Origin of the sequence: Pseudomonas hygromyciniae, assembly GCF_016925675.1 — a bacterium.
Lineage (GTDB): Bacteria > Pseudomonadota > Gammaproteobacteria > Pseudomonadales > Pseudomonadaceae > Aquipseudomonas > Aquipseudomonas hygromyciniae.
On record NZ_CP070506.1, the window covers coordinates 1,665,940 to 1,684,903 of the forward strand.

18 protein-coding genes are annotated in these 18,964 nt (G+C 61.1%); 11 read left to right on the forward strand and 7 right to left on the reverse strand.

Features of this window, described 5'->3' with window-relative positions; genetic code table 11:
- Positions 1-3 precede the first annotated feature (3 nt).
- The 7 genes from cobU (at position 4) to JTY93_RS07350 (ending at position 5,289) form a co-directional block, all read left to right on the forward strand.
- A complete protein-coding gene (gene cobU / locus JTY93_RS07320) occupies positions 4-525 on the forward strand; it encodes a bifunctional adenosylcobinamide kinase/adenosylcobinamide-phosphate guanylyltransferase (protein WP_205477160.1) in 522 nt (173 codons plus the stop codon).
- Positions 522-1,577 carry a nicotinate-nucleotide--dimethylbenzimidazole phosphoribosyltransferase gene (gene cobT / locus JTY93_RS07325; protein ID WP_205477161.1) on the forward strand — a complete coding sequence of 352 codons (1,056 nt, stop codon included), beginning with the start codon at positions 522-524 and terminating at the stop codon, positions 1,575-1,577. The genes cobU and cobT overlap by 4 nt, the downstream gene beginning before the upstream one ends.
- Positions 1,574-2,149: an alpha-ribazole phosphatase family protein gene (gene cobC / locus JTY93_RS07330; RefSeq protein WP_205477162.1), complete on the forward strand. Its 576-nt coding sequence runs from the start codon at positions 1,574-1,576 to the stop codon at positions 2,147-2,149. The genes cobT and cobC overlap by 4 nt, the downstream gene beginning before the upstream one ends.
- Complete coding sequence (locus tag JTY93_RS07335) at positions 2,150-2,878, forward strand: adenosylcobinamide-GDP ribazoletransferase (RefSeq protein ID WP_205477163.1); 729 nt, start codon at positions 2,150-2,152, stop codon at positions 2,876-2,878. It abuts the gene before it with no gap.
- Between the two features lie 42 nt (positions 2,879-2,920).
- Complete coding sequence (locus JTY93_RS07340; protein ID WP_169993313.1) at positions 2,921-3,325, forward strand: MarR family winged helix-turn-helix transcriptional regulator; 405 nt, start codon at positions 2,921-2,923, stop codon at positions 3,323-3,325.
- 62 nt (positions 3,326-3,387) lie between these two features.
- Positions 3,388-4,587 (forward strand): MFS transporter, encoded by a 1,200-nt coding sequence (locus JTY93_RS07345; protein WP_205477177.1) that lies wholly within the window; start codon positions 3,388-3,390, stop codon positions 4,585-4,587.
- Between the two features lie 150 nt (positions 4,588-4,737).
- On the forward strand, positions 4,738-5,289 hold the full coding sequence (locus tag JTY93_RS07350) for a glutathione peroxidase (protein WP_169993311.1): 552 nt from the start codon (positions 4,738-4,740) through the stop codon (positions 5,287-5,289).
- Positions 5,290-5,354: 65 nt separating this feature from the next.
- Here JTY93_RS07350 and JTY93_RS07355 read toward each other — a convergent pair whose 3' ends face one another.
- The 4 genes from JTY93_RS07355 to JTY93_RS07370 all read right to left on the reverse strand — a co-directional run bounded on the left by JTY93_RS07355 (position 5,355) and on the right by JTY93_RS07370 (position 8,562).
- Positions 5,355-6,647 carry an OmpP1/FadL family transporter gene (locus JTY93_RS07355; protein ID WP_169993308.1) on the reverse strand — a complete coding sequence of 431 codons (1,293 nt, stop codon included), beginning with the start codon at positions 6,645-6,647 and terminating at the stop codon, positions 5,355-5,357.
- A gap of 146 nt (positions 6,648-6,793) precedes the next feature.
- Complete coding sequence (locus JTY93_RS07360) at positions 6,794-7,276, reverse strand: hypothetical protein (RefSeq protein ID WP_169993305.1); 483 nt, start codon at positions 7,274-7,276, stop codon at positions 6,794-6,796.
- Between the two features lie 280 nt (positions 7,277-7,556).
- Positions 7,557-7,781: a hypothetical protein gene (locus tag JTY93_RS07365; RefSeq protein ID WP_007898912.1), complete on the reverse strand. Its 225-nt coding sequence runs from the start codon at positions 7,779-7,781 to the stop codon at positions 7,557-7,559.
- Between the two features lie 475 nt (positions 7,782-8,256).
- Positions 8,257-8,562, reverse strand: coding sequence for a hypothetical protein (locus JTY93_RS07370; RefSeq protein WP_169993302.1), 306 nt, complete (start codon positions 8,560-8,562; stop codon positions 8,257-8,259).
- A 457-nt stretch (positions 8,563-9,019) separates the two neighbouring features.
- Between JTY93_RS07370 and JTY93_RS07375 the strand changes: the two genes are divergently transcribed.
- Complete coding sequence (locus JTY93_RS07375) at positions 9,020-9,343, forward strand: SEL1-like repeat protein (protein WP_029292437.1); 324 nt, start codon at positions 9,020-9,022, stop codon at positions 9,341-9,343.
- Positions 9,344-9,518: 175 nt separating this feature from the next.
- Complete coding sequence (locus JTY93_RS07380; protein ID WP_205477178.1) at positions 9,519-10,883, forward strand: DNA recombination protein RmuC; 1,365 nt, start codon at positions 9,519-9,521, stop codon at positions 10,881-10,883.
- A gap of 256 nt (positions 10,884-11,139) precedes the next feature.
- On the opposite strand, the gene JTY93_RS07385 is transcribed toward JTY93_RS07380, so the two are convergent.
- The 3 genes from JTY93_RS07385 to JTY93_RS07395 form a co-directional block, all read right to left on the reverse strand.
- Positions 11,140-14,610, reverse strand: coding sequence for a hybrid sensor histidine kinase/response regulator (locus JTY93_RS07385; protein WP_205477164.1), 3,471 nt, complete (start codon positions 14,608-14,610; stop codon positions 11,140-11,142).
- Positions 14,611-14,878: 268 nt separating this feature from the next.
- Positions 14,879-15,268, reverse strand: coding sequence for a YbaN family protein (locus JTY93_RS07390; RefSeq protein WP_205477165.1), 390 nt, complete (start codon positions 15,266-15,268; stop codon positions 14,879-14,881).
- A 20-nt stretch (positions 15,269-15,288) separates the two neighbouring features.
- Positions 15,289-15,876 (reverse strand): YecA/YgfB family protein, encoded by a 588-nt coding sequence (locus JTY93_RS07395; RefSeq protein ID WP_169993293.1) that lies wholly within the window; start codon positions 15,874-15,876, stop codon positions 15,289-15,291.
- A 274-nt stretch (positions 15,877-16,150) separates the two neighbouring features.
- On the opposite strand from JTY93_RS07395, the gene recQ reads away from it, so the two are divergent.
- Together recQ and JTY93_RS07405 are read left to right on the forward strand one after the other, a co-directional pair.
- Positions 16,151-18,280: a DNA helicase RecQ gene (gene recQ / locus JTY93_RS07400; protein WP_169993290.1), complete on the forward strand. Its 2,130-nt coding sequence runs from the start codon at positions 16,151-16,153 to the stop codon at positions 18,278-18,280.
- Positions 18,281-18,401: 121 nt separating this feature from the next.
- Entirely contained in the window at positions 18,402-18,836 is a 435-nt protein-coding gene (locus tag JTY93_RS07405; RefSeq protein WP_029292449.1) for a MarR family transcriptional regulator, read from the forward strand.
- Positions 18,837-18,964: the final 128 nt, after the last annotated feature.

An 18,964-nucleotide genomic window follows, 5' to 3' on the forward strand; every position in this document is an offset into this window, starting at 1 on the left:
ACCATGTTGCAACTGATCCTCGGCGGCGCCCGTTCCGGCAAGAGTCGCCTGGCTGAAAAACTCGCCAGCGACAGCGCCATGTCTGTCACGTATATCGCCACCAGCCAACCCCAGGACGGTGAAATGAACGCGCGCGTGGCCCTGCATCGCCAACGTCGCCCAAGCCATTGGGGCCTGATCGAAGAGCCGCTGGAACTGGCGCGGGTCCTGCGCGAACACGCCGCCCCCGGCCAGTGCCTGCTGGTTGATTGCCTGACCCTGTGGCTCACCAACCTGTTGATGCTGGACGATCCGCAGCGCTTGGGTGTGGAGCGCGAACAACTGCTGGACTGCCTGGCGTCGCTGCCGGGGGAAATCATTTTTGTCAGCAACGAGACCGGTCTGGGTGTCGTGCCGCTGGGCGAATTGACTCGCCGCTATGTGGATGAAGCCGGTTGGCTGCATCAAGCCCTGGCCGAGCGTTGTCAGCGTGTCGTGCTGACCGTTGCGGGCCTGCCCCTGACTTTGAAAGGTACTGCGTTATGAGCCAATCCTGGTGGCTGGACCCCTGCAAGGCGCTGGACGCCACGGCCTATGAACAAGCCCTGGCCCGCCAGCAACAACTGACCAAACCCGCCGGGTCCCTGGGGCAACTGGAAGCGCTGGCGGTGCAATTGGCCGGTTTGCAGGGCCGGGTCAAACCGACGGTCGAGCACGTGTGGATCACCATCTTTGCCGGTGATCACGGTGTGGTCGCCGAAGGTGTGTCGGCCTATCCCCAGGAAGTCACCGGGCAGATGCTGCATAACTTTGTCAGTGGTGGCGCGGCGATCAGCGTATTGGCCCGCCAACTGGATGCGCGGCTGGAAGTGGTGGACCTGGGCACTGTCACGCCGTCCCTGGACCTGCCGGGCGTGCGCCACCTGAATATCGCCCCGGGCACGGCCAATTTCGTGCTGGGCGCGGCCATGACCGAGGCTCAGGGCCAACTGGCCCTGGCGGCGGGGCGTGACAGCGTGCAGCGGGCGATCAACGCCGGTGCGCAGCTGTTTATTGGTGGCGAGATGGGCATCGGCAACACCACTGCCGCCAGTGCGCTGGCCTGTGCGTTGCTCGATTGCCAGGTCAGCGACCTGACCGGACCCGGTACCGGCCTGAATGCCCAGGGTGTGAGCCACAAAGTAGCGGTGATCGAGCGCGCCCTGGCACTGCATGCCGGGCAGCGGGGCGACCCGTTGCAGACCTTGTTCAATCTCGGTGGCCTGGAGATCGCCGGGTTGGTGGGGGCCTATCTGGCTTGCGCCCAGGCGGGTGTGGTGGTGCTGGTCGACGGGTTTATCTGCACCGTCGCGGCGCTGGTCGCCACGCGCCTGAACCCGTCCTGCCGGCCATGGCTGTTGTTCGGCCACCGGGGCGCCGAGCCGGGCCATCGCCACGTGCTGCAAAGCCTGCAAGCCCAGCCGCTGCTGGAGCTGGGCCTGCGCCTGGGCGAGGGCAGTGGTGCGGCGCTGGCGGTGCCACTGCTGCGCCTGGCCTGTGCGTTGCACGGGCAGATGGCGACATTCGCTGAAGCGGCTGTGGCGGATCGCCCGGCATGACCTTGCATCTGGACCTGTTGCGCCATGGTGAAACCGAACTGGGCGGCGGCTTGCGCGGCAGTCTGGATGATGCGCTGACTGCCAAAGGCTGGACGCAGATGCGCGAGGCGGTGCTGGCGCGCGGGCCGTGGGATCGCCTGGTCAGTTCGCCGCTGCAACGTTGCGCGCGGTTTGCCGAAGAGTTGGGCGCACGCCTGGATTTGCCGGTGAGCTTGGAGCCGGATCTGCAGGAGCTGCATTTCGGCGCCTGGGAAGGGCAGAGCGCGGCGAAGTTGATGGAAACCGACGCTGAGGCACTGGGGCTGTTCTGGGCAGACCCGTATAGCTTTACGCCGCCGGATGGCGAGCCTGTCGAAGGGTTTTCCTGGCGTGTACGCGGCGCTGTCCTACGCCTGCATCAGCTGTATGCCGGGCAACGGGTGCTGCTGATCAGCCATGGTGGTGTCATGCGTTTATTGCTGGCCCAAGCCCGTGGCTTGCCCCGTGAACAATTGTTGAATGTCGAGGTGGGGCACGGCGGCTTGTTCAGCCTGCGGGTCGAGGCCGATGGCGTCTTGAGCGAGGGCGCCTGAATGTTGTCCTTTTGGATTGCCTTGCAGTTTCTCAGCAGCCTGCCAATCCGCCTGCCGGGCATGCCGCAACCCCAGGAACTGGGGCGTTCGCTGCTGTTTTATCCGTTGGTGGGGCTGCTGTTCGGGCTACTGCTGTGGGGCTTGAACACGCTGTTGCTGGGCGCGCCGCTGCTGCTGCACGCGGCCCTGCTGCTGACGGCGTGGGTGCTGCTCAGTGGCGGCTTGCACTTGGATGGCCTGGCGGACAGTGCCGATGCGTGGCTGGGTGGCTTTGGCGACCGCGAACGCACCCTGACCATCATGAAGGACCCGCGCAGCGGCCCGATTGCCGTGGTCACCCTGGGCTTGGTGCTGCTGCTCAAATTCACCGCACTGGTGGCGTTGATCGAGCAACACAATAGCGCTGCGTTGATCCTCGCCCCATTGATCGGCCGCAGCGCGCTGCTGGCGCTGTTTCTCACCACTCGCTATGTGCGCGCCGGGGGCCTGGGCCAGGCGCTGGCTGATCATTTGCCACGGATTGTCGGGCAGCAGGTGCTGATCCTCAGCGGCCTGGCCTGTGTGTTGATCGGCGGCTTCAGTGGTGGAGTCGCGGTGCTGCTGGCCGCTATCTGCTTTATAGGACTGCGCCAGGTGATGATCAATCGACTGGGCGGCACGACCGGAGACACGGCCGGCGCTTTGCTGGAGCTGCTCGAAGTAGCAGTGTTGATCGGCCTGGCTCTGTAACACTTTCTTGCATTTCCTTAATCCCGGGTATATACACGCTCCATGCTTGCCTCCCAATGTTTATGCACCAACCTGCGTCGTGCCGCCCGTGGCGTCAGCAGGCACTACGACGGCGCCCTCGATGGCTTCGGGATCAACGTCGCCCAGTATTCCTTGCTGTGTAATCTGCAGCGCCTGGACCAGCCGAGTATTTCCAGCCTGGCCGATGCCATGGGCCTGGACCGCAGCACCCTGGGGCGTAACCTACGGGTGCTGGAAGGTGAAGGCCTGGTTCGGTTGGTCGAGGGCGATGACCTGCGCAATCGCCTGGTAATGCTCACCGAGGAAGGCCAGCAGCGCCTGGCGGCCGCGTTGCCGGCCTGGGAAGCGGCGCAGCAGAAATTGATCGATAAATTGGGCGTGCAAAAACGCGAAACCCTGTTGGCCTTGCTGGACGAACTCGCTTAAACGCGGGTTTGTTCGAATACAAGCGGGTATATACCCGTGAGCGGAGAATAATAATGACCTCGATGTGGCGTACCAGTGGCTGGATTCTTGTCGGGAGTGCGCTGATCCTGGCGCTTTCCCTGGGCGTGCGGCATGGCTTTGGCCTGTTCCTGGCGCCCATGAGTGCCGAATTCGGCTGGGGCCGTGAAACCTTTGCCTTTGCCATCGCTTTGCAAAACCTGATCTGGGGCCTGGCGCAGCCGTTTACCGGGGCCCTGGCCGACCGCTTTGGCGCGGCCAAAGTCGTGATGATCGGTGGCGTGCTGTATGCCTTGGGCCTGGTGTTCATGGGTTTGTCTGATTCGGCGTGGTCGCTGTCCTTGAGTGCCGGCTTGCTGATTGGCATCGGCCTGTCCGGCACCTCGTTCTCGGTGATCCTCGGCGTGGTAGGGCGTGCCGTGACCCCGGAAAAACGCAGCATGGCCATGGGCATTGCCAGTGCTGCCGGTTCTTTCGGCCAGTTCGCCATGTTGCCGGGCACCCTGGGCCTGATCGGCTGGCTGGGCTGGTCCGCGGCCTTGCTGGTGCTGGGCCTGCTGGTGGCGCTGATTGTGCCACTGGTGACGATGATCAAGGATCGCCCGCTACCGGTCATGGCCGGTCAGCAAACCCTGCGCGAGGCCTTGCAGGAAGCCTGTTCCCATTCCGGGTTCTGGTTGCTGGCCTTTGGCTTTTTTGTCTGCGGTTTCCAGGTGGTGTTTATCGGCGTGCACTTGCCGGCGTACCTGGTGGACCAGCATCTGCCGGCGACCGTCGGCACTACGGTGCTGGCGCTGATCGGCCTGTTCAATATCTTCGGCACCTACACGGCAGGCTGGCTCGGTGGGCGGATATCCAAGCCGCGCTTGCTCACGGCGTTGTACCTGCTGCGGGCGGTGGTGATTGTGCTGTTCCTGTGGGCGCCGGTGACACAGATGAGCGCCTACCTGTTCGGCATGGCCATGGGCTTTTTGTGGCTGTCGACCGTGCCGCTGACCAACGGTACGGTGGCGACCTTGTTCGGGGTCAGAAACCTGTCGATGCTGGGTGGGATCGTGTTCCTGTTCCATCAGTTGGGTTCGTTCCTTGGCGGTTGGCTGGGTGGCGTGGTCTATGATCGAACGGGCAACTACGATTTGATCTGGCAGGTGGCTATTGTCTTGAGCCTGGTCGCGGCCGCCCTTAACTGGCCGGTGCGTGAGCGACCGGTGGCAAGGTTGCAGGCGCAGATGGGGGTGGCATGAACTCGCTCGGATACTGGTTTGGCGCAGCCGGGCTGCTGACGCTGTTGCTGCTGGCCTGGTGGGGTTGGCAGCGCAGCGGGCTGGCGTTGATGCAACTGGGCATGGCGATCTGTTAGGTTGCTTGTCTGACTCTGTCCAAGGAATCTCGACATGTTGATGCGCTGGCTCGCAGTACCCGCCCTGATGATGGCTTTTGGCGGTGTCGCCATGGCCGCCGATTGTCCGTCGTTGCTTGAAGGCCAGTTGCCGAAGTTACGCGCCAAGGAGTCCATCGACCTGTGCCAGCGTTTTGCCGGCAAGCCCCTGGTGATCGTCAATACCGCCAGTTTCTGTGGGTTCGCCCCGCAGTTCAAAGGCCTGGAGGCGTTGTATCAGCGCTACAAGGGCGACGGCCTGGAAGTGATTGGCGTGCCTTCCGATGACTTCAAGCAGGAAGCCAAGACGGGCGAAGAGACCGCCAAGGTTTGCTATGTGAACTATGGCGTGACCTTCACCATGACCGAGCCACAGAAGGTCAGGGGCCCCGATGCGGCACACCTGTTCAAGGTCCTGGCCGAGCAGAGCAACGCGCCGAAGTGGAATTTCTACAAATACGTGGTGGACCGCCAGGGCAAGGTGATCGCCAGCTTCTCCAGCCTGACCAAGCCGGACAGCCCGGACCTGATCGAGGCCGTGGAGCAGGCGCTGGCTTCCAAGCCCTGATTATCGGCCACTAAAAAGCCCCGCCTCCTTTGCAGGAGAGCGGGGCTTTTATATGCAGCGTTGGATCAGAACTTGTACGTCATGCCCAGGCCAAAACCGTTGGCGCTGTTTTCATACTTGGCGTTGTACGTCTGGCCCAGCTTGTTGTGGCTGTTGACCTTGACGTCTTCTTCCTGCAGGTACGAATAGGCCAGGTCGATAGTCATGTTATCCATAACTGCGTAGCCCAAGCCAACACTGAAGATAGTCCGGTCGCCAGTAGGGATACGTGGCGAACGATTAGTGTTGTTGGTAGGCGACTGGTCGAAGGTCAGGCCAGTGCGCAGGACCACTTGCTTGGTCAGCTGGTACGAGGTACCGACTGCGTAAGCCCAGGTGTCGTGCCAGTTCTGGTCTTCCTTGATAGTGCCCACCAGCTGTGGCCCTGCACCGCCGCCGTTGCCCGTAGTGACGCCTTCGTTGTTGACGGTGATGTCTTTCAGGCGGCTCCAGCGTGTCCAGGTCGCGCCGGCATACAGCTTCCAGGCATCGTTCATGTCCTGGGTCACCGACAGGTCCCAGGATTCAGGGGTGTCGATCTTCAGCGAAGCGTCGTAGCGGTTGCCGCGCAGCAGCTGCGGTGGAACGCCAGCGCCCGGGGACACTTCGGTGTGGCCTTCGAGCTTGTACTTCACTTTCGAATGGTAGGTCAGGCCCACGCGGGTGGTGTCGGTGGCTTGTACCAGCACGCCAACGTTAAAGCCCAGGGCGGTATCGTCACCCTTGATCTTGATGTTGTTGACGGCGTTAGGCACTTGCGGCAACGAAACATCCGACTCCAGCGTACCGGCGATGCGGTTGAAGGTAGGACCAAAACCTACGGACACTCGGTCGTTGAAGGCATAGCTGACAGTTGGCTGGAAGGTAATGACCTTCACTTCGCTTTTGCTGCCAAAGCCACGGCCCTGGAAGCCACGTTCGTAGTCAGTGACCAGGCCGAACGGCGCATAGACGCCGAAACCGACTGCCCATTGATCATTGAGTTTGTTGGTGTAGAAACCGAACGGTACGGCAGTGAAAGGCACCATATCGCCTTTGTTGCTACCGCGGGTATTTGTGTTGCCGCTGACCTGGCTGATATTGGTCGTGGCATCAATCGCCGCAACACCGCCTGTGACTTGCTGGCCTTCAAGGCGAGCCATACCGGCAGGGTTGCCAAAAACAGTGCTTGCATCATCGGCAGAAGAAGAACGGCCTGCGAAACCGGTACCCATCCCGCTGACGCTTTGTTCGTTGAGGGCAAAGCCGCTTGCGAACAATTGGGAAGAGGCCATGGCAACGGCGAGGCTAAGTGTGGTCTTGAGCATTACTTTTTTCATTATTAGAACTCCGTGGTGATCACCGCTGCGGAAAGTACCAATAAAACTAACTTAGCGCTATAGGCTGTAATGTAGGAGATAGAGCGGTTTTGTAGGACAATCCGACCAAAATTGCCGATTTTTGCCGAATCTTGCAAAGTGCCCGATCAGCAGGCGACCTGATTCATTGGGTTTACACAGGTTTGCCAGGCCTGGGTGTAATCGCGCAGCCGGCCCTGGGGATGAAATATTTCTTTCCAGATACGGGCCATGGCGAGCACGTCATCGGGTTGGGGCAGTTCGGGGCGATGTTGCTCCACCAGCAGCCAGGCGATGGCGGTGGCGTAACGCAGGTTGACCGTCAGTTCCAGTTGCGGCCCGCTGAGGAAGGCATGTTGGCTGGCGAGGCCGCGCACCAGGCTGGCCCGTTCCGGGTCGAGGGCCAGGTAGTCGTCCCACAGGGCCCTGTGGCGCGGCTCGGTAATGCGATACAGGCCGTGGCCGCGCCGGTCGTGCAAGGCTGAGCCCAGTTCCGATTGGCTGGCGGCAACCCCCAGTAGCAGGGTCTCAGCGGTCTGACTGTGGCGGCCCAGGTAAATCAACGTGGGGCGGATCACATAACGACACAACTCGCCGGCGGCAATGCCCATAAAACCCTCGAAACGTTGAAAGTGGTCGACGAGGCCTGAGAAGGGGGGGGGCTTGGCAGCGGTGGATCGGATCTCAGGCTCGCCGGAGGCGGAACAGGCCGCCTGAGTTGAAGTGTAGTGTCAGATTCACGACGTAAAGGACTGTTTTTAAAATATTTCCCGTCGCGGGTTATAAGCTTTATATCTGTTTGGCCTAAGGGCAGCCGTTAAAAAGCCGAATCCCAGGCAATAAAAAACCCTGCTTTGCGGGCAGGGTTTTCGATGTTCAGCGTCGGGTCAATCAGGCAACCAGGGCCTGACGGGTACGCTCGATCACGGCCTGCAGCGGTTCTGCGCTGGAGTATTGATCGGGGTACAGGCGTTCGCTGTGACGAGCGATGCCGTGTTCGTTGACCAGGGTGAAGCTGAAGCAGCCTTTGCGAGCGGCCATGATCAGGCAGTTCATTGGAGCAAAAGCATTGGTTAGGGTGCGAATGGCATCCTGAGTATGGATTTGAGTGGACATATTATTGGTGTTCCTACAAATGACACGGATAAGAACCGTGCAACGTTAAAACGTTCCAGTGACGCTGATCACCATTGATCATGCGAAGAACCCGACTGGAACAAAGCAGCCAGTTTGAAGCGCTAAATAATTTGGCGCGCTTGGGCTGGCAGGTAGGTACTTAGGAGGGCAGGCAACACAACAGGGGCAAAGGTTCTGGGCCCAGGGTGAAGATCCTGATCAATTTGCAGGTTGGTTCGGTCAGAGTATGGATACTTCGCGACACCCTTTGCATTGTTCAAAGGCAGTGTCGTCGCAAGTGATACCTGGAAACCATCGAGGTGGTCGATCCCATCAAGATTGACAGAACTTCTCTTTAGGGAAGCTACGTCGCGGGGATTAGTTCGACCAGAATTGACTTTCAGCTTGGTACTAACGCTGCGGATAGTAATGGCTTGAAACAGGTAAAGCAAGTGTGTTAGCACAAATACTTTCATCAGCCGCCCATCAGCCCGCGATAAATCAGCACAGTGGACGCTGCGGCCAACGAACAGCCCAGTGCATAGGCGGCGAGGGTCAGACGCAGGGATTGGCCGGTTTCGATGACCTTCACCACATCGCGCATGTCGTTGACCCGCCCGTCACCCAGCTCGATACACAAGCTGACTGCCGTGAAGGCGGCCGACAACAGGATAGCAATGGCAAACAACGCGCCATCAGGGGACGGCAGCGCGGCATTGGTGCCCAGGGAAATCACACAAACGGCGAGCAGCAACAACGCGAACACTAGGATTCCTTTCATGAAGTGGCGCACCTCCTTGCTGTAGGACGAACAGTGTGGCGAGCGCACGGACCTTTGAAAAGTGGCGTTTGTGTGTCACCCGTAACGTTTTGTTGTGCCCTTGGCCCACAAAAGCACGGGGATATAACCGCCAGGCAGGTAGTTGTGCACATTGGTTGCGTAGTGTGTCACCGGGATGGTGCGGCGCTGGCTTGGCCCGTGAATGCCTGCATCAAAAATTTAAGTCAATGAAAAATCTGGCTTTTTTTTATTGGTGAAAAAATCGTCAGTTTAAGCGCGGCCCCCGCCCCGTGGGCCTTTGCGCGAGTTAAAGCATGGTTGTCCACTGAGTTATCCACAGCTTCTGTGGATTGTCCCAAGCGCTTGCTCTAGAACGGGCGTGCAGGGTTTTTTCAGCTTTACCCGTACGAAAAAAGGAGTAGAGTGGCGCGCCTTCCGTTCTGCCCTACAGTGCTTTATGAAGTTTCGCTCAGTATCATCTTCTGTTACCGACAACCCTCCGAGTGTTACCGCACCCAAGCGTTTCTCCTTGAAAGTGGCCTTGTGGTTGCTGGATAGCCCGCGCATTGGCGATCACCCCAATATCAAGCATTTCGCCGGACGTTTGCTCAAGCAGCCGGCGCGTGAAGGGGTGGTCGTGGCACAGAGCCGCCTGGGTCTGTTGATGTGTCGCGAGTGTGGCAACGCCCGGGACCGCCGCATCGGTCACGACCTTCTGCGCCAGGCCGCCCGTGCCGGCGACGTGGGCGCCCAGCGTGAACTGGGCCAGATCAAAGACTGAGCTGTCCACGAAGCGCCCGCTTGGTTAACCTTCCTCTTTTTCCGTAATGGCAGGAATGGCTATGGCTTTTGACTGGACCAGTGTTGCACTGGGCCTCGCCGCTGCGGCGTTGCCTCTGTCGGTCCTGTGCTGGCAGATCCAGCGCCGCCTGAATGCACGCAGCGCCGGCTGGGAACTGTTGGAGGAGCGCCTGGCCACGGCGCAGATGGCCCAGGAAGGGCTGGCCGCGCAACTGGACGCCAGCCGTGACGAGATCAGCTACCTGAGCCAGGCCAATGCTGCCAAGCAGGCAGATCTGGCAGCAGTACGCCGGGAAGTCGAGTTGCTGCAGATCGACCGCGACAATGCGCGTGATGCCGCTCATGCCTGGAACATCGAGCGCGGCGCGAAGGAAGGCGAGCTACGCCGCCTGGACGCCTTGTCGGCCTCCCTGCGTGCCGAGCTGCGTGAGCAGCAGGACAGCCATCAACAACGCCTCAACGACCTGCAAGGCTCGCGTGATGAGTTGCGAGCGCAGTTCGCCGAACTGGCCGGGAAAATCTTCGATGAGCGCGAGCAGCGGTTTGCCGAGACCAGCCAGCAGCGCCTGGGGCAATTGCTCGACCCGTTGAAAGAGCGCATCCAGTCGTTCGAAAAACGCGTGGAAGAAAGCTATCAGAACGAGGCGCGGGAGCGTTTTTCCCTGGCCAAGGAGCTAGAGCGCCTGCAGCAATTGAACCTGCGCCTGTCGGACGAGGCCACCAACCTCACCCGTGCCCTCAAAGGGCAGAAGACCCAGGGTAACTGGGGCGAGTTGATTCTGGAGCGGGTGCTGGAGCATGCCGGCCTGGAGAAGGGCCGCGAGTACCAGACCCAAGTCAGCCTCAAAGGCCCGGATGGCGAGCGCTTCCAGCCGGACGTGTTGATCATGTTGCCCGGCGACAAGCAGGTGGTGGTGGACTCCAAAGTCAGCCTGACGGCCTACCAGCAGTACGTGGCGGCCGATGACGACGTGATCGGCCAGGTCGCGCTCAAGCAGCACGTGCTGTCGTTGCGCAACCATGTCAAAGGCTTGGCCGGCAAGGACTACAAGCGTCTGGAAGGCCTGCACAGCCTGGATTTCGTGTTGTTGTTCGTGCCCATCGAAGCGGCGTTTTCCGCCGCGTTGCAGGCCGAGCCCAACCTGTTCCAGGAAGCCTTCGACCGCCACATCGTGATCGTCAGCCCAACCACCTTGCTGGCGACCTTGCGTGTGATCGACAGCCTGTGGAAGCAGGAGCGGCAAAGCCAGAACGCCCGGGAAATCGCCGAGCGCGCCGGCTGGCTGTACGACAAGTTTGTGCTGTTTATCCAAGACCTGGACGAAGTGGGCAATCGATTACAGCAGCTGGATAAGGCTTACAGTGCAGCGCGCAATAAGCTCACAGACGGTCGCGGCAATCTGGTCAGCCGGGTTGAGCAATTGAAGCTGCTGGGCGCGCGCGCAAGCAAAGGCTTGCCGTCCGACCTGTTGGAGAAAGCGATGACCGATGAAGATGGCGTCGCACAGCTACCTGACTAAACGCAGAGCCCAAATGTGGCATCGGGTATCTACACAACGTTCAGAAACTGACGACTCTCCCTGTGGCGAGCGGGCTTGTCGGAACGCCGTATCGCCCGCGCTGGGCTGCGCAGCAGCCCCACCCCAGGCACCGCAGTTGTTTAAGACATACCGAGCCGGCAGGTTTTGGGGCGGCTGCGCCACCCAACGCGGGCGATACGGCGTTCCGACAAGCCCGCTCGCCACAGCAGCCCCTATCTGCTTGGGTTTAAACAAGCTACAGCGGCAAATGCCGATTCAACAGCGCCCGCAACGCAGCAGGCTTGACCGGCTTGGCCAGGTAATCCAACCCCGCTGCATGCACTTGGGCCACCATCTCTGGCCGGCCATCGGCGCTGATCACCACCCCTGGAATCGGCTCTGCCAGTTGCGCCCGCAGCCAGGCCATCAACTCGGTGCCCGTCTCGCCGTGGTCCAGGTGGTAATCCACCAGTGCCAATTGCGGGCGCATGCCATCGGCCAGCAACACCGCGCATTGCGCCTGGTCGCGTGCGGTCCAGACCTGGCAGCCCCACCGACTTAACAGGCTGCGCATGCCAATCAGGATGCTGTCTTCGTTGTCCACGCACAGCACTTGGGCGCCGCTCAATGGCAGGCCCTTGTCCGGTGTGACCTGCACCTGCACGCTGGTTTGCGCCTTGGCCAGCGGCACGCTGACGCTGAACACGCTGCCTTTGCCTGGCCATGAGCGCACGCGCAAGCGGTGGCCGAGCACGCGGCACAGCCCGTCGGCGATGGCCAGGCCGAGCCCCAGGCCCTTCTCGGCACGGGTCTGGTGGCTGTCCAGGCGCTTGAACTCTTCGAAGATCACTTTCTGCTTATCCAGTGGAATACCAGGGCCACGGTCCCACACCTCCAAGCGCAGTTCTCCGCGACGGCGTCGTACTCCCAGCAGCACTGGGCCGTGGGCATAACGGAAGGCATTGGTCAGGAAATTCTGCAGGATTCGCCGCAGCAGCTTGATATCACTGTCGATGCGCAAGTGGCTGCCGCGCAGGCGGAAGCGCAAGCCTTGTTCCTGGGCCAGTACCTTGAACTCCGCGCCCAGGGCGTCGAACAGTTCGCTCAAGGCAAACGGCTGGCGCTGGGGATTGATCTTGCCGTTTTCCAGACGCGAGATATCCAGCAAGTCGCTGATCAGGTCTTCGGCCGAACGCAGCGAGCTGTCCAAGTGGTGCACCAGTTGCCGGGCCTCGCCGGACAATCCTTCGCTCTGGTGGGAGAGGGCAGCCGAGAACAGTCGCGCAGCGTTCAGCGGCTGCATCAGGTCATGACTGACTGCGGCGAGGAAGCGGGTTTTCGATTGATTGGCCGACTCGGCCACGCCTTTGGCATCGGTCAGGGCGACGTTGAGTTGCGACAGCTCATGGGTGCGCTCGGTGACCCGTTGTTCCAGGCCTTCGTTGGCTTCGGTCAGGGCCTGTTCGGCCTCGCGGAAGGCAGTAATGTCGGTGAAGCTCATGACAAACCCGCCGCCCGGCATCGGGTTGCCGATCAGTTCGATCACCCGTCCGTTGGGAAACAGCCGCTCCGAGGTATGCGCCCGGCCCTGACGCATCCAATGCAGGCGCCGCGCCACATGCACTTCGGCCTCGCCGGGGCCGCACAGGCCACGCTCGGCGTTGTAGCGAATAATGTCGGCAATCGGCCGCCCGACACTGATCAATCCGTCGGGGTAGTTGAACAGTTCCAGGTAGCGGCGGTTCCAGGCCACCAGCTTGAGGGACTGATCCACCACGCTGATGCCCTGGGTAATGTTCTCGATTGCACCTTGCAACAGTGCCCGGTTGAACTGCAGCACTTCGGAGGCTTCGTCAGCGATACGGACTACGTCCTCCAGCTGCATTTCGCGGCCCTCAATCGCTGCTTTCACCACCGCCCGCGTGGATGAGGCGCCCAGTACGCCGGCCAACAGCCGCTCGGTGTGGGCAATCCAGTCGTTGTCGGCATTCTGGTTGGGATTAAAGCCCTTGCCTTGGCGGTAGGCGAAGCGGATGAAGCTCTGCTGCGCCCGTTCCTCGCCGACAAAGCGCGCCGCCAGGCTCAACAGGTCATTGATCTGCACCGACAACATGGAGCGGGCGCTGGCGCGCTGGCTGGTTTCCTGGCCGATAAATCGCCCGGCCTGCCAATGCTCCGACACCCGAGTGCGCGACAGGACCGAGACCCAGGCAAACAGGGTGAAGTTGCCGGCCAGGGACAGCACCACACCCTGGGTCAGCGGAGTGATCGGCAGCCCCAGCGGGTTGCCGTGTAGCCACGAGAGGCCCGGGAAGATATTCAGCGACCAACCCAGGCTATGGGCGGCAATTGGCAGCACCAGGGTGTAGAACCACAGGAACGTGCCCGCCGCCAGGCCGGCAAACACGCCGCGACGGTTGGCCTGCTTCCAGTACAGCGCGCCGAGCATCGCCGGGGCCAGTTGGGTCACGGCGGCAAAGGCAATCTGGCCTATGGTCGCCAGGCTCGCGGTGGAGCCGAGCAGGCGATAACTCACATAGGCCAGCAGCAGAATAATCACGATGCTGACCCGACGTACCGAGAGCATCCAGTGGCGGAATACTTCGAACGGGCGCTCGGCGTTGGTGCGACGCAGGAGCCAGGGCAACAGCATATCGTTGGAGACCATGGTCGACAGCGCCACGCTCGCGACGATGACCATGCCGGTCGCCGCCGAAGCACCGCCGATAAATGCCAGCAGCGCCAGGGCCGGATGGGCTTCGGCCAGGGGCAGGCTGATCACGTAGGAGTCCGGCAGCACCGAGCTTGGCAGCAGCATCTTGCCGCCCAGTGCAATCGGCACCACAAACAGTGCGGCCAGCACCAAGTAGGCCGGGAACACCCACTTGGCCAGGCGCAGGTCCTGGGGCTCGATGTTCTCCACCACGGTGACGTGGAACTGCCGGGGCAGGCAGATAATCGCCATCATCGCCACGCCGGTCTGCACCACCATGGATGGCCAATTGACGGTCTCTTTCCAGTACTCCTCCAGCCTTGGCGCGAGCATTGCCTGGCTGAACAGGTCATTGAAACCGTCGTACAGGCCGTAGGTGACAAACGCGCCGACGGCAAGAAACGCGAACAGCTTGACCAGGGATTCAAAGGCAATCGCCAGGACCATGCCACGGTGGTGCTCCGTGGCGTCGAGGTTGCGCGTGCCGAACACAATGGTGAACAGCGCCAGCACCAGGGAAACAATCAGGGCGGTGTCCTGGGCCCGTGTGCCGGTGGCATCGGCGCCGGCGCCAATCAGCAGGTTGACCCCCAGCACGATGCCTTTGAGTTGCAGGGCAATATAAGGCAACACGCCCACTAGGCAGATCAGCGCCACGACCACGGCCAGGGACTGGGATTTGCCATAGCGTGCGGCAATAAAGTCGGCGATGGAGGTGATGTTTTCCTGCTTGCTGATCAGCACCATCTTCTGCAGGACCCAGGGCGCCAGTACCAGAAGTAGTACGGGGCCCAGGTAGATCGGTAAAAAAGCCCATAGCTGTTCGGCGGCCTGGCCTACGGCGCCGAAGAAGGTCCAACTGGTGCAGTACACCGCCAGCGACAGGCTATACACCCACGCACGCACCCGTGGCGGCAGCGGCGCGTGGCGGCGGTCACCGTAGAAAGCGATGGCAAACATAATGGCCATATAGGCCAGGGCAACGGCGGCGATCAGCCCGCTGGACAGCGTCATGAGGACTCCGGACATAAGAACACCCAGGCATTCCAGGCCCGGGGTGACAGTCTCGCATGATGCTCGGGGTTAGTCAGTGTCGACGAAGGTCGGGTAGGTGCTGTCATGCGGGGTGGATGGGCGGTGCTTGTCGTGGCGAGGGGGCTTGTCCCCCGTTGGGCTGCGCAGCAGCCCCAAAACCTGCACCCTCGGTTTTGCCTGAGATTACTCAGTGGCCTTACTGGGGCTGCTGCGCAGCCCAACGGGGGACAAGCCCCCTCGCCACGGGTCAGTTGGGTCGTGGAGGCAGGGTTTTCTGGCGCAGGATATAGATCGTCACCAGTACCGCACTGGTCAACATGAACCCGCGTGCCCAGGGCAATGGCACCAGGTAGCAGGACAGGCCGATGCTCAGCCACATCAGGCCGATGGCGTAGACCTTGCCCTTGAGAGGGATGCCGTTGCCATCCAGGTAATCCCGAATCCATGGGCCCAGGCGCGGATGGTTGACCAGCCAGGCGTAGAAACGCGGTGAGCTACGGGCAAAGCAGCCAGCAGCCAGGAGCAGGAAGGGCGTGGTCGGCAAGACCGGCAAGAAGATTCCGATCACGCCGAGCACCACGCTCAACCAGCCAATGGCCAGAAGCGCGTAGCACACAATCGGGGAGCGGTTGCCCATGGGCGCCACGGGCGGGGGACTCAGTGGTGGCGAGGCTTGAGGATCGCCGGTTTTTCGTCGGGGGCATTGCACAGCAGGTACAGGGCGGTCAGCGCTTCCGGGATTTGTACGATCATGTCGTCCATCAGGTTGGCGTCGCTGGCGATATCGGCGAACTCAGGCTGGTCATCGAACAGGCCGGAACCGACCATGATCGGCAGCAACATTTCGCTGACTTCTTCCTCGGCGGTTTCGAACCAGGCCGCTTCACGCAGGAACACGCCTTCCATGAAGCCAATGCACCAGCCGCGCAGGTCGGAGTCGTCCGGCTCTTCGCCCAGGTCGAGGTCGCATGGCAGCTCGAACTCTTCATCGGCTGCGAGTTGGCGGGAGATGTGCGCCTTGAGCTGGACCAGGGTTTCTTCGATTTCGGTGCGCTGGGCCTCGTCCTTGTAGTGTGGCTCTTCGGCGAACAGCGCGTCGATCCATTCGCGATCAGGTACAACCTCGGAGCAGATCGACAGCGCGGTCAGGTAGCCGTGGGCGGCCACATAGTCCAGCGCCTCGTCATGCAGCTCATCGGCATCGAGGAAGGCTTGCAGGCGGTTTAGTTGCTCAGCGAAGGACATTGAAAGACTACCTTGGGAATAAACGATGCTGAATTCTAGGCCTTCTTGAGCGTGCAGGCCAGCCGCACTGCATATTTGCAAGGTTTTCGGATGGGCCGCTATTCGTCAGTGGCGCCCTTTGCCGGGGAGTGCTCGGGTATACTGCCGCGTTTTGTGATGCCCCTGCAGGCCGGAGGCGGTTGCGGGAAAAGTTCGCTTACGGATTATTTCCCGGTCAAGCGCGCTTTTTCAGCCAGCCTGTACAGAGGGATTTCGGTGGAATTTGGAGTTTTTCATGCTTGAACAGGCTCAACGCGTCCTCAAGGACATCTTCGGCTACGACAGCTTTCGTGGCCGCCAGGGTGCGATCATTGAGCGCGTGGCCAGCGGCGGTGATGCGCTGGTCCTGATGCCTACCGGTGGTGGCAAGTCGTTGTGCTTCCAGGTGCCGGCATTGTTGCGTGAAGGGCTGGCGGTGGTGGTTTCGCCGTTGATCGCACTGATGGACGATCAAGTGGCCACTCTGGAAGAGCTGGGCGTCGCCGCCGCTGCGTTGAACTCGACCCTGAGTGCCGAGCAGCAGCGCGACCTGGCGGCGCGGATCCGCCGGGGTGAAGTGAAGATGCTCTATCTTGCGCCCGAGCGTCTGGTGCAGCCGCGCATGCTGGCGTTCCTGCAAAGCCTGGAAATTTCCCTGTTCGCGATTGACGAGGCCCACTGCGTTTCCCAGTGGGGCCACGATTTCCGGCGTGAATACCTACAATTGGGGCAACTGGCCGAGCTGTTCCCCAATGTGCCGCGCATCGCCCTGACCGCCACGGCCGACAAGCGTACCCGCGAAGAAATCGTCGAACGCCTGCATCTGCAGAACGCCGAGCGCTTTCTCTCCAGCTTCGACCGGCCGAATATCTTTTATCGCATCGTGCCCAAGGAGCAGCCGCGCAAGCAATTGCTGGCGTTCCTCTCGGAGCGGCGTAGCGATGCCGGGATTGTCTACTGCCTGTCGCGCAAGAAGGTCGATGAAGTGGCTGCGTTCCTCTGCGAACAGGGCTACCCCGCGTTGCCTTACCACGCCGGCCTGCCCAACGAGTTGCGGGCCTATCACCAGAAGCGCTTCCTCAACGAGGAAGGCCTGATCATGGTGGCAACCATTGCGTTTGGCATGGGCATCGACAAATCCAACGTACGCTTCGTCGCGCACATGGACCTGCCCAAGTCTCTTGAGGCGTACTACCAGGAAACCGGGCGTGCCGGCCGCGATGGCCTGCCGGCGGATGCCTGGATGGTCTACGGCCTGCAGGATGTGGTGATGCTCAAGCAGATGCTGCAGAACTCCGAAGGCGATGAGCGTCACAAGCGCCTGGAGCAGCACAAGCTCGATGCCATGCTGTCGCTGTGCGAAGAAACCCGCTGCCGCCGCCAGACCTTGCTCGCCTATTTCGATGAAGACATGCCCCAGCCGTGCGGGCATTGCGATAACTGTGTGGACGGCGTACAGACCTGGGACGCAACCGAACCGGCACGCCAGGGGCTGTCGGCGATCTTCCGTACCGGCCAGCGTTATGGCGTCGGTCATCTGGTGGATGTGCTGCTGGGCAAGGACAACGAAAAAATCCGCAGTTTTGGTCACCAGCACCTGTCGGTGTATGGCGTGGGCAAGGCGCGGGCTGAAGGCGAATGGCGGTCGTTGTTCCGCCAGATGGTGGCCCGTGGCCTGGTGGATATCGACCTGGAAGGCTATGGCGGCCTGCGTCTGAATGACAGCTGCCGGCCGCTGCTCAAGGGCGAGGTCAGCCTGGAACTGCGCCGCGACCTCAAGCCGCAGACCACTGCCAAGTCCAGCAGCACCAGCCAGGCCAGCCAACTGGTGCGCGGCGAGGAGCGGGAACAGTGGGAAGCCCTGCGTGCGTTGCGGCGCAAGCTGGCGCAAGAGCACAGCGTGCCGCCCTACGTCATTTTCCCCGACTCCACCTTGCTGGAAATGCTGCGCGAGCAGCCGACCACCATGGCTGAGATGGCTCGGGTCAGCGGCGTTGGCGCACGTAAGCTGGAGCGTTATGGCCAGGCCTTCCTGGAAGTCCTTGGCGGCCAGACCGAGGCACCGAAGGAAATCGCCGATATCCGTCACGAACTGATCAGCCTGGCCCGCGCCGGCATGACACCGATCCAGATCGCCGGGCAGTTGCAGTGTTCGGAAAAGAACGTCTACACCTTGCTGGCCGAATCCATTGGCAAGCAGCAGTTGTCTCTGGAGCAGGCCCTCGACCTGCCAGAAGACTTGCTCGGTGAAATCCAGGACGCGTTTCTTGATGGCGAGGGGGAATTACCCCCGGTTTCCGATATAGCACCGCTGTTTACCGGACGGGTACCCGAGGGCGTTTTGTACTGTGTACGGGCCGCTTTGCAGTCGGAATTCGAAATTTAATGTGTCAATTACGACAATGTAACGAATCAGTACATTGCAAACCTTGCCTACTGTCATGGGTCATGCTTAGCTGACTAATAATTAGCCATACTTTATTTTCAGTCTAACCCACGAGTTTTTTATGCCGTTAACCGATCAACACCGTTTTGGCATGCAGTTGGCGCAAATGTCCCGTGGCTGGCGCGCCGAACTGGATCGCCGCCTGGCGGGGCTGGGATTGTCTCAGGCCCGCTGGTTGGTGCTGCTGCATCTGGCCCGCTTTGAAGAAGCACCGACCCAGCGCGAATTGGCGCAGAGCGTCGGGGTAGAAGGGCCAACATTGGCTCGCCTACTCGACAGTCTGGAGAACCAGGGCCTGGTGCAACGCCAGGCTGTGGTGGAAGACCGACGTGCCAAGCGCATTGTGTTGTGTGATCCCGCCCGCCCGTTGATCGATCAGATCGAGACCATTGCCACGGCCTTGCGCCAGGAGCTGTTTGTGGGTGTCGATGAAGAAGACATGCGGGTGTGCATGCGGGTGCACGGGCATATCCTGGCGAACCTGGAAAAGACCTGAGCCGATTACGCCGCTGATCAAAATGTGTGTGGGCTTGCTCGCGAAAGCGGTGTGTCAGTCAATATATTCGGTGACTGAACCACTGCTTTCGCGGGCAAGCCCGCTCCCACACAAGCCCGCTCCGTCTT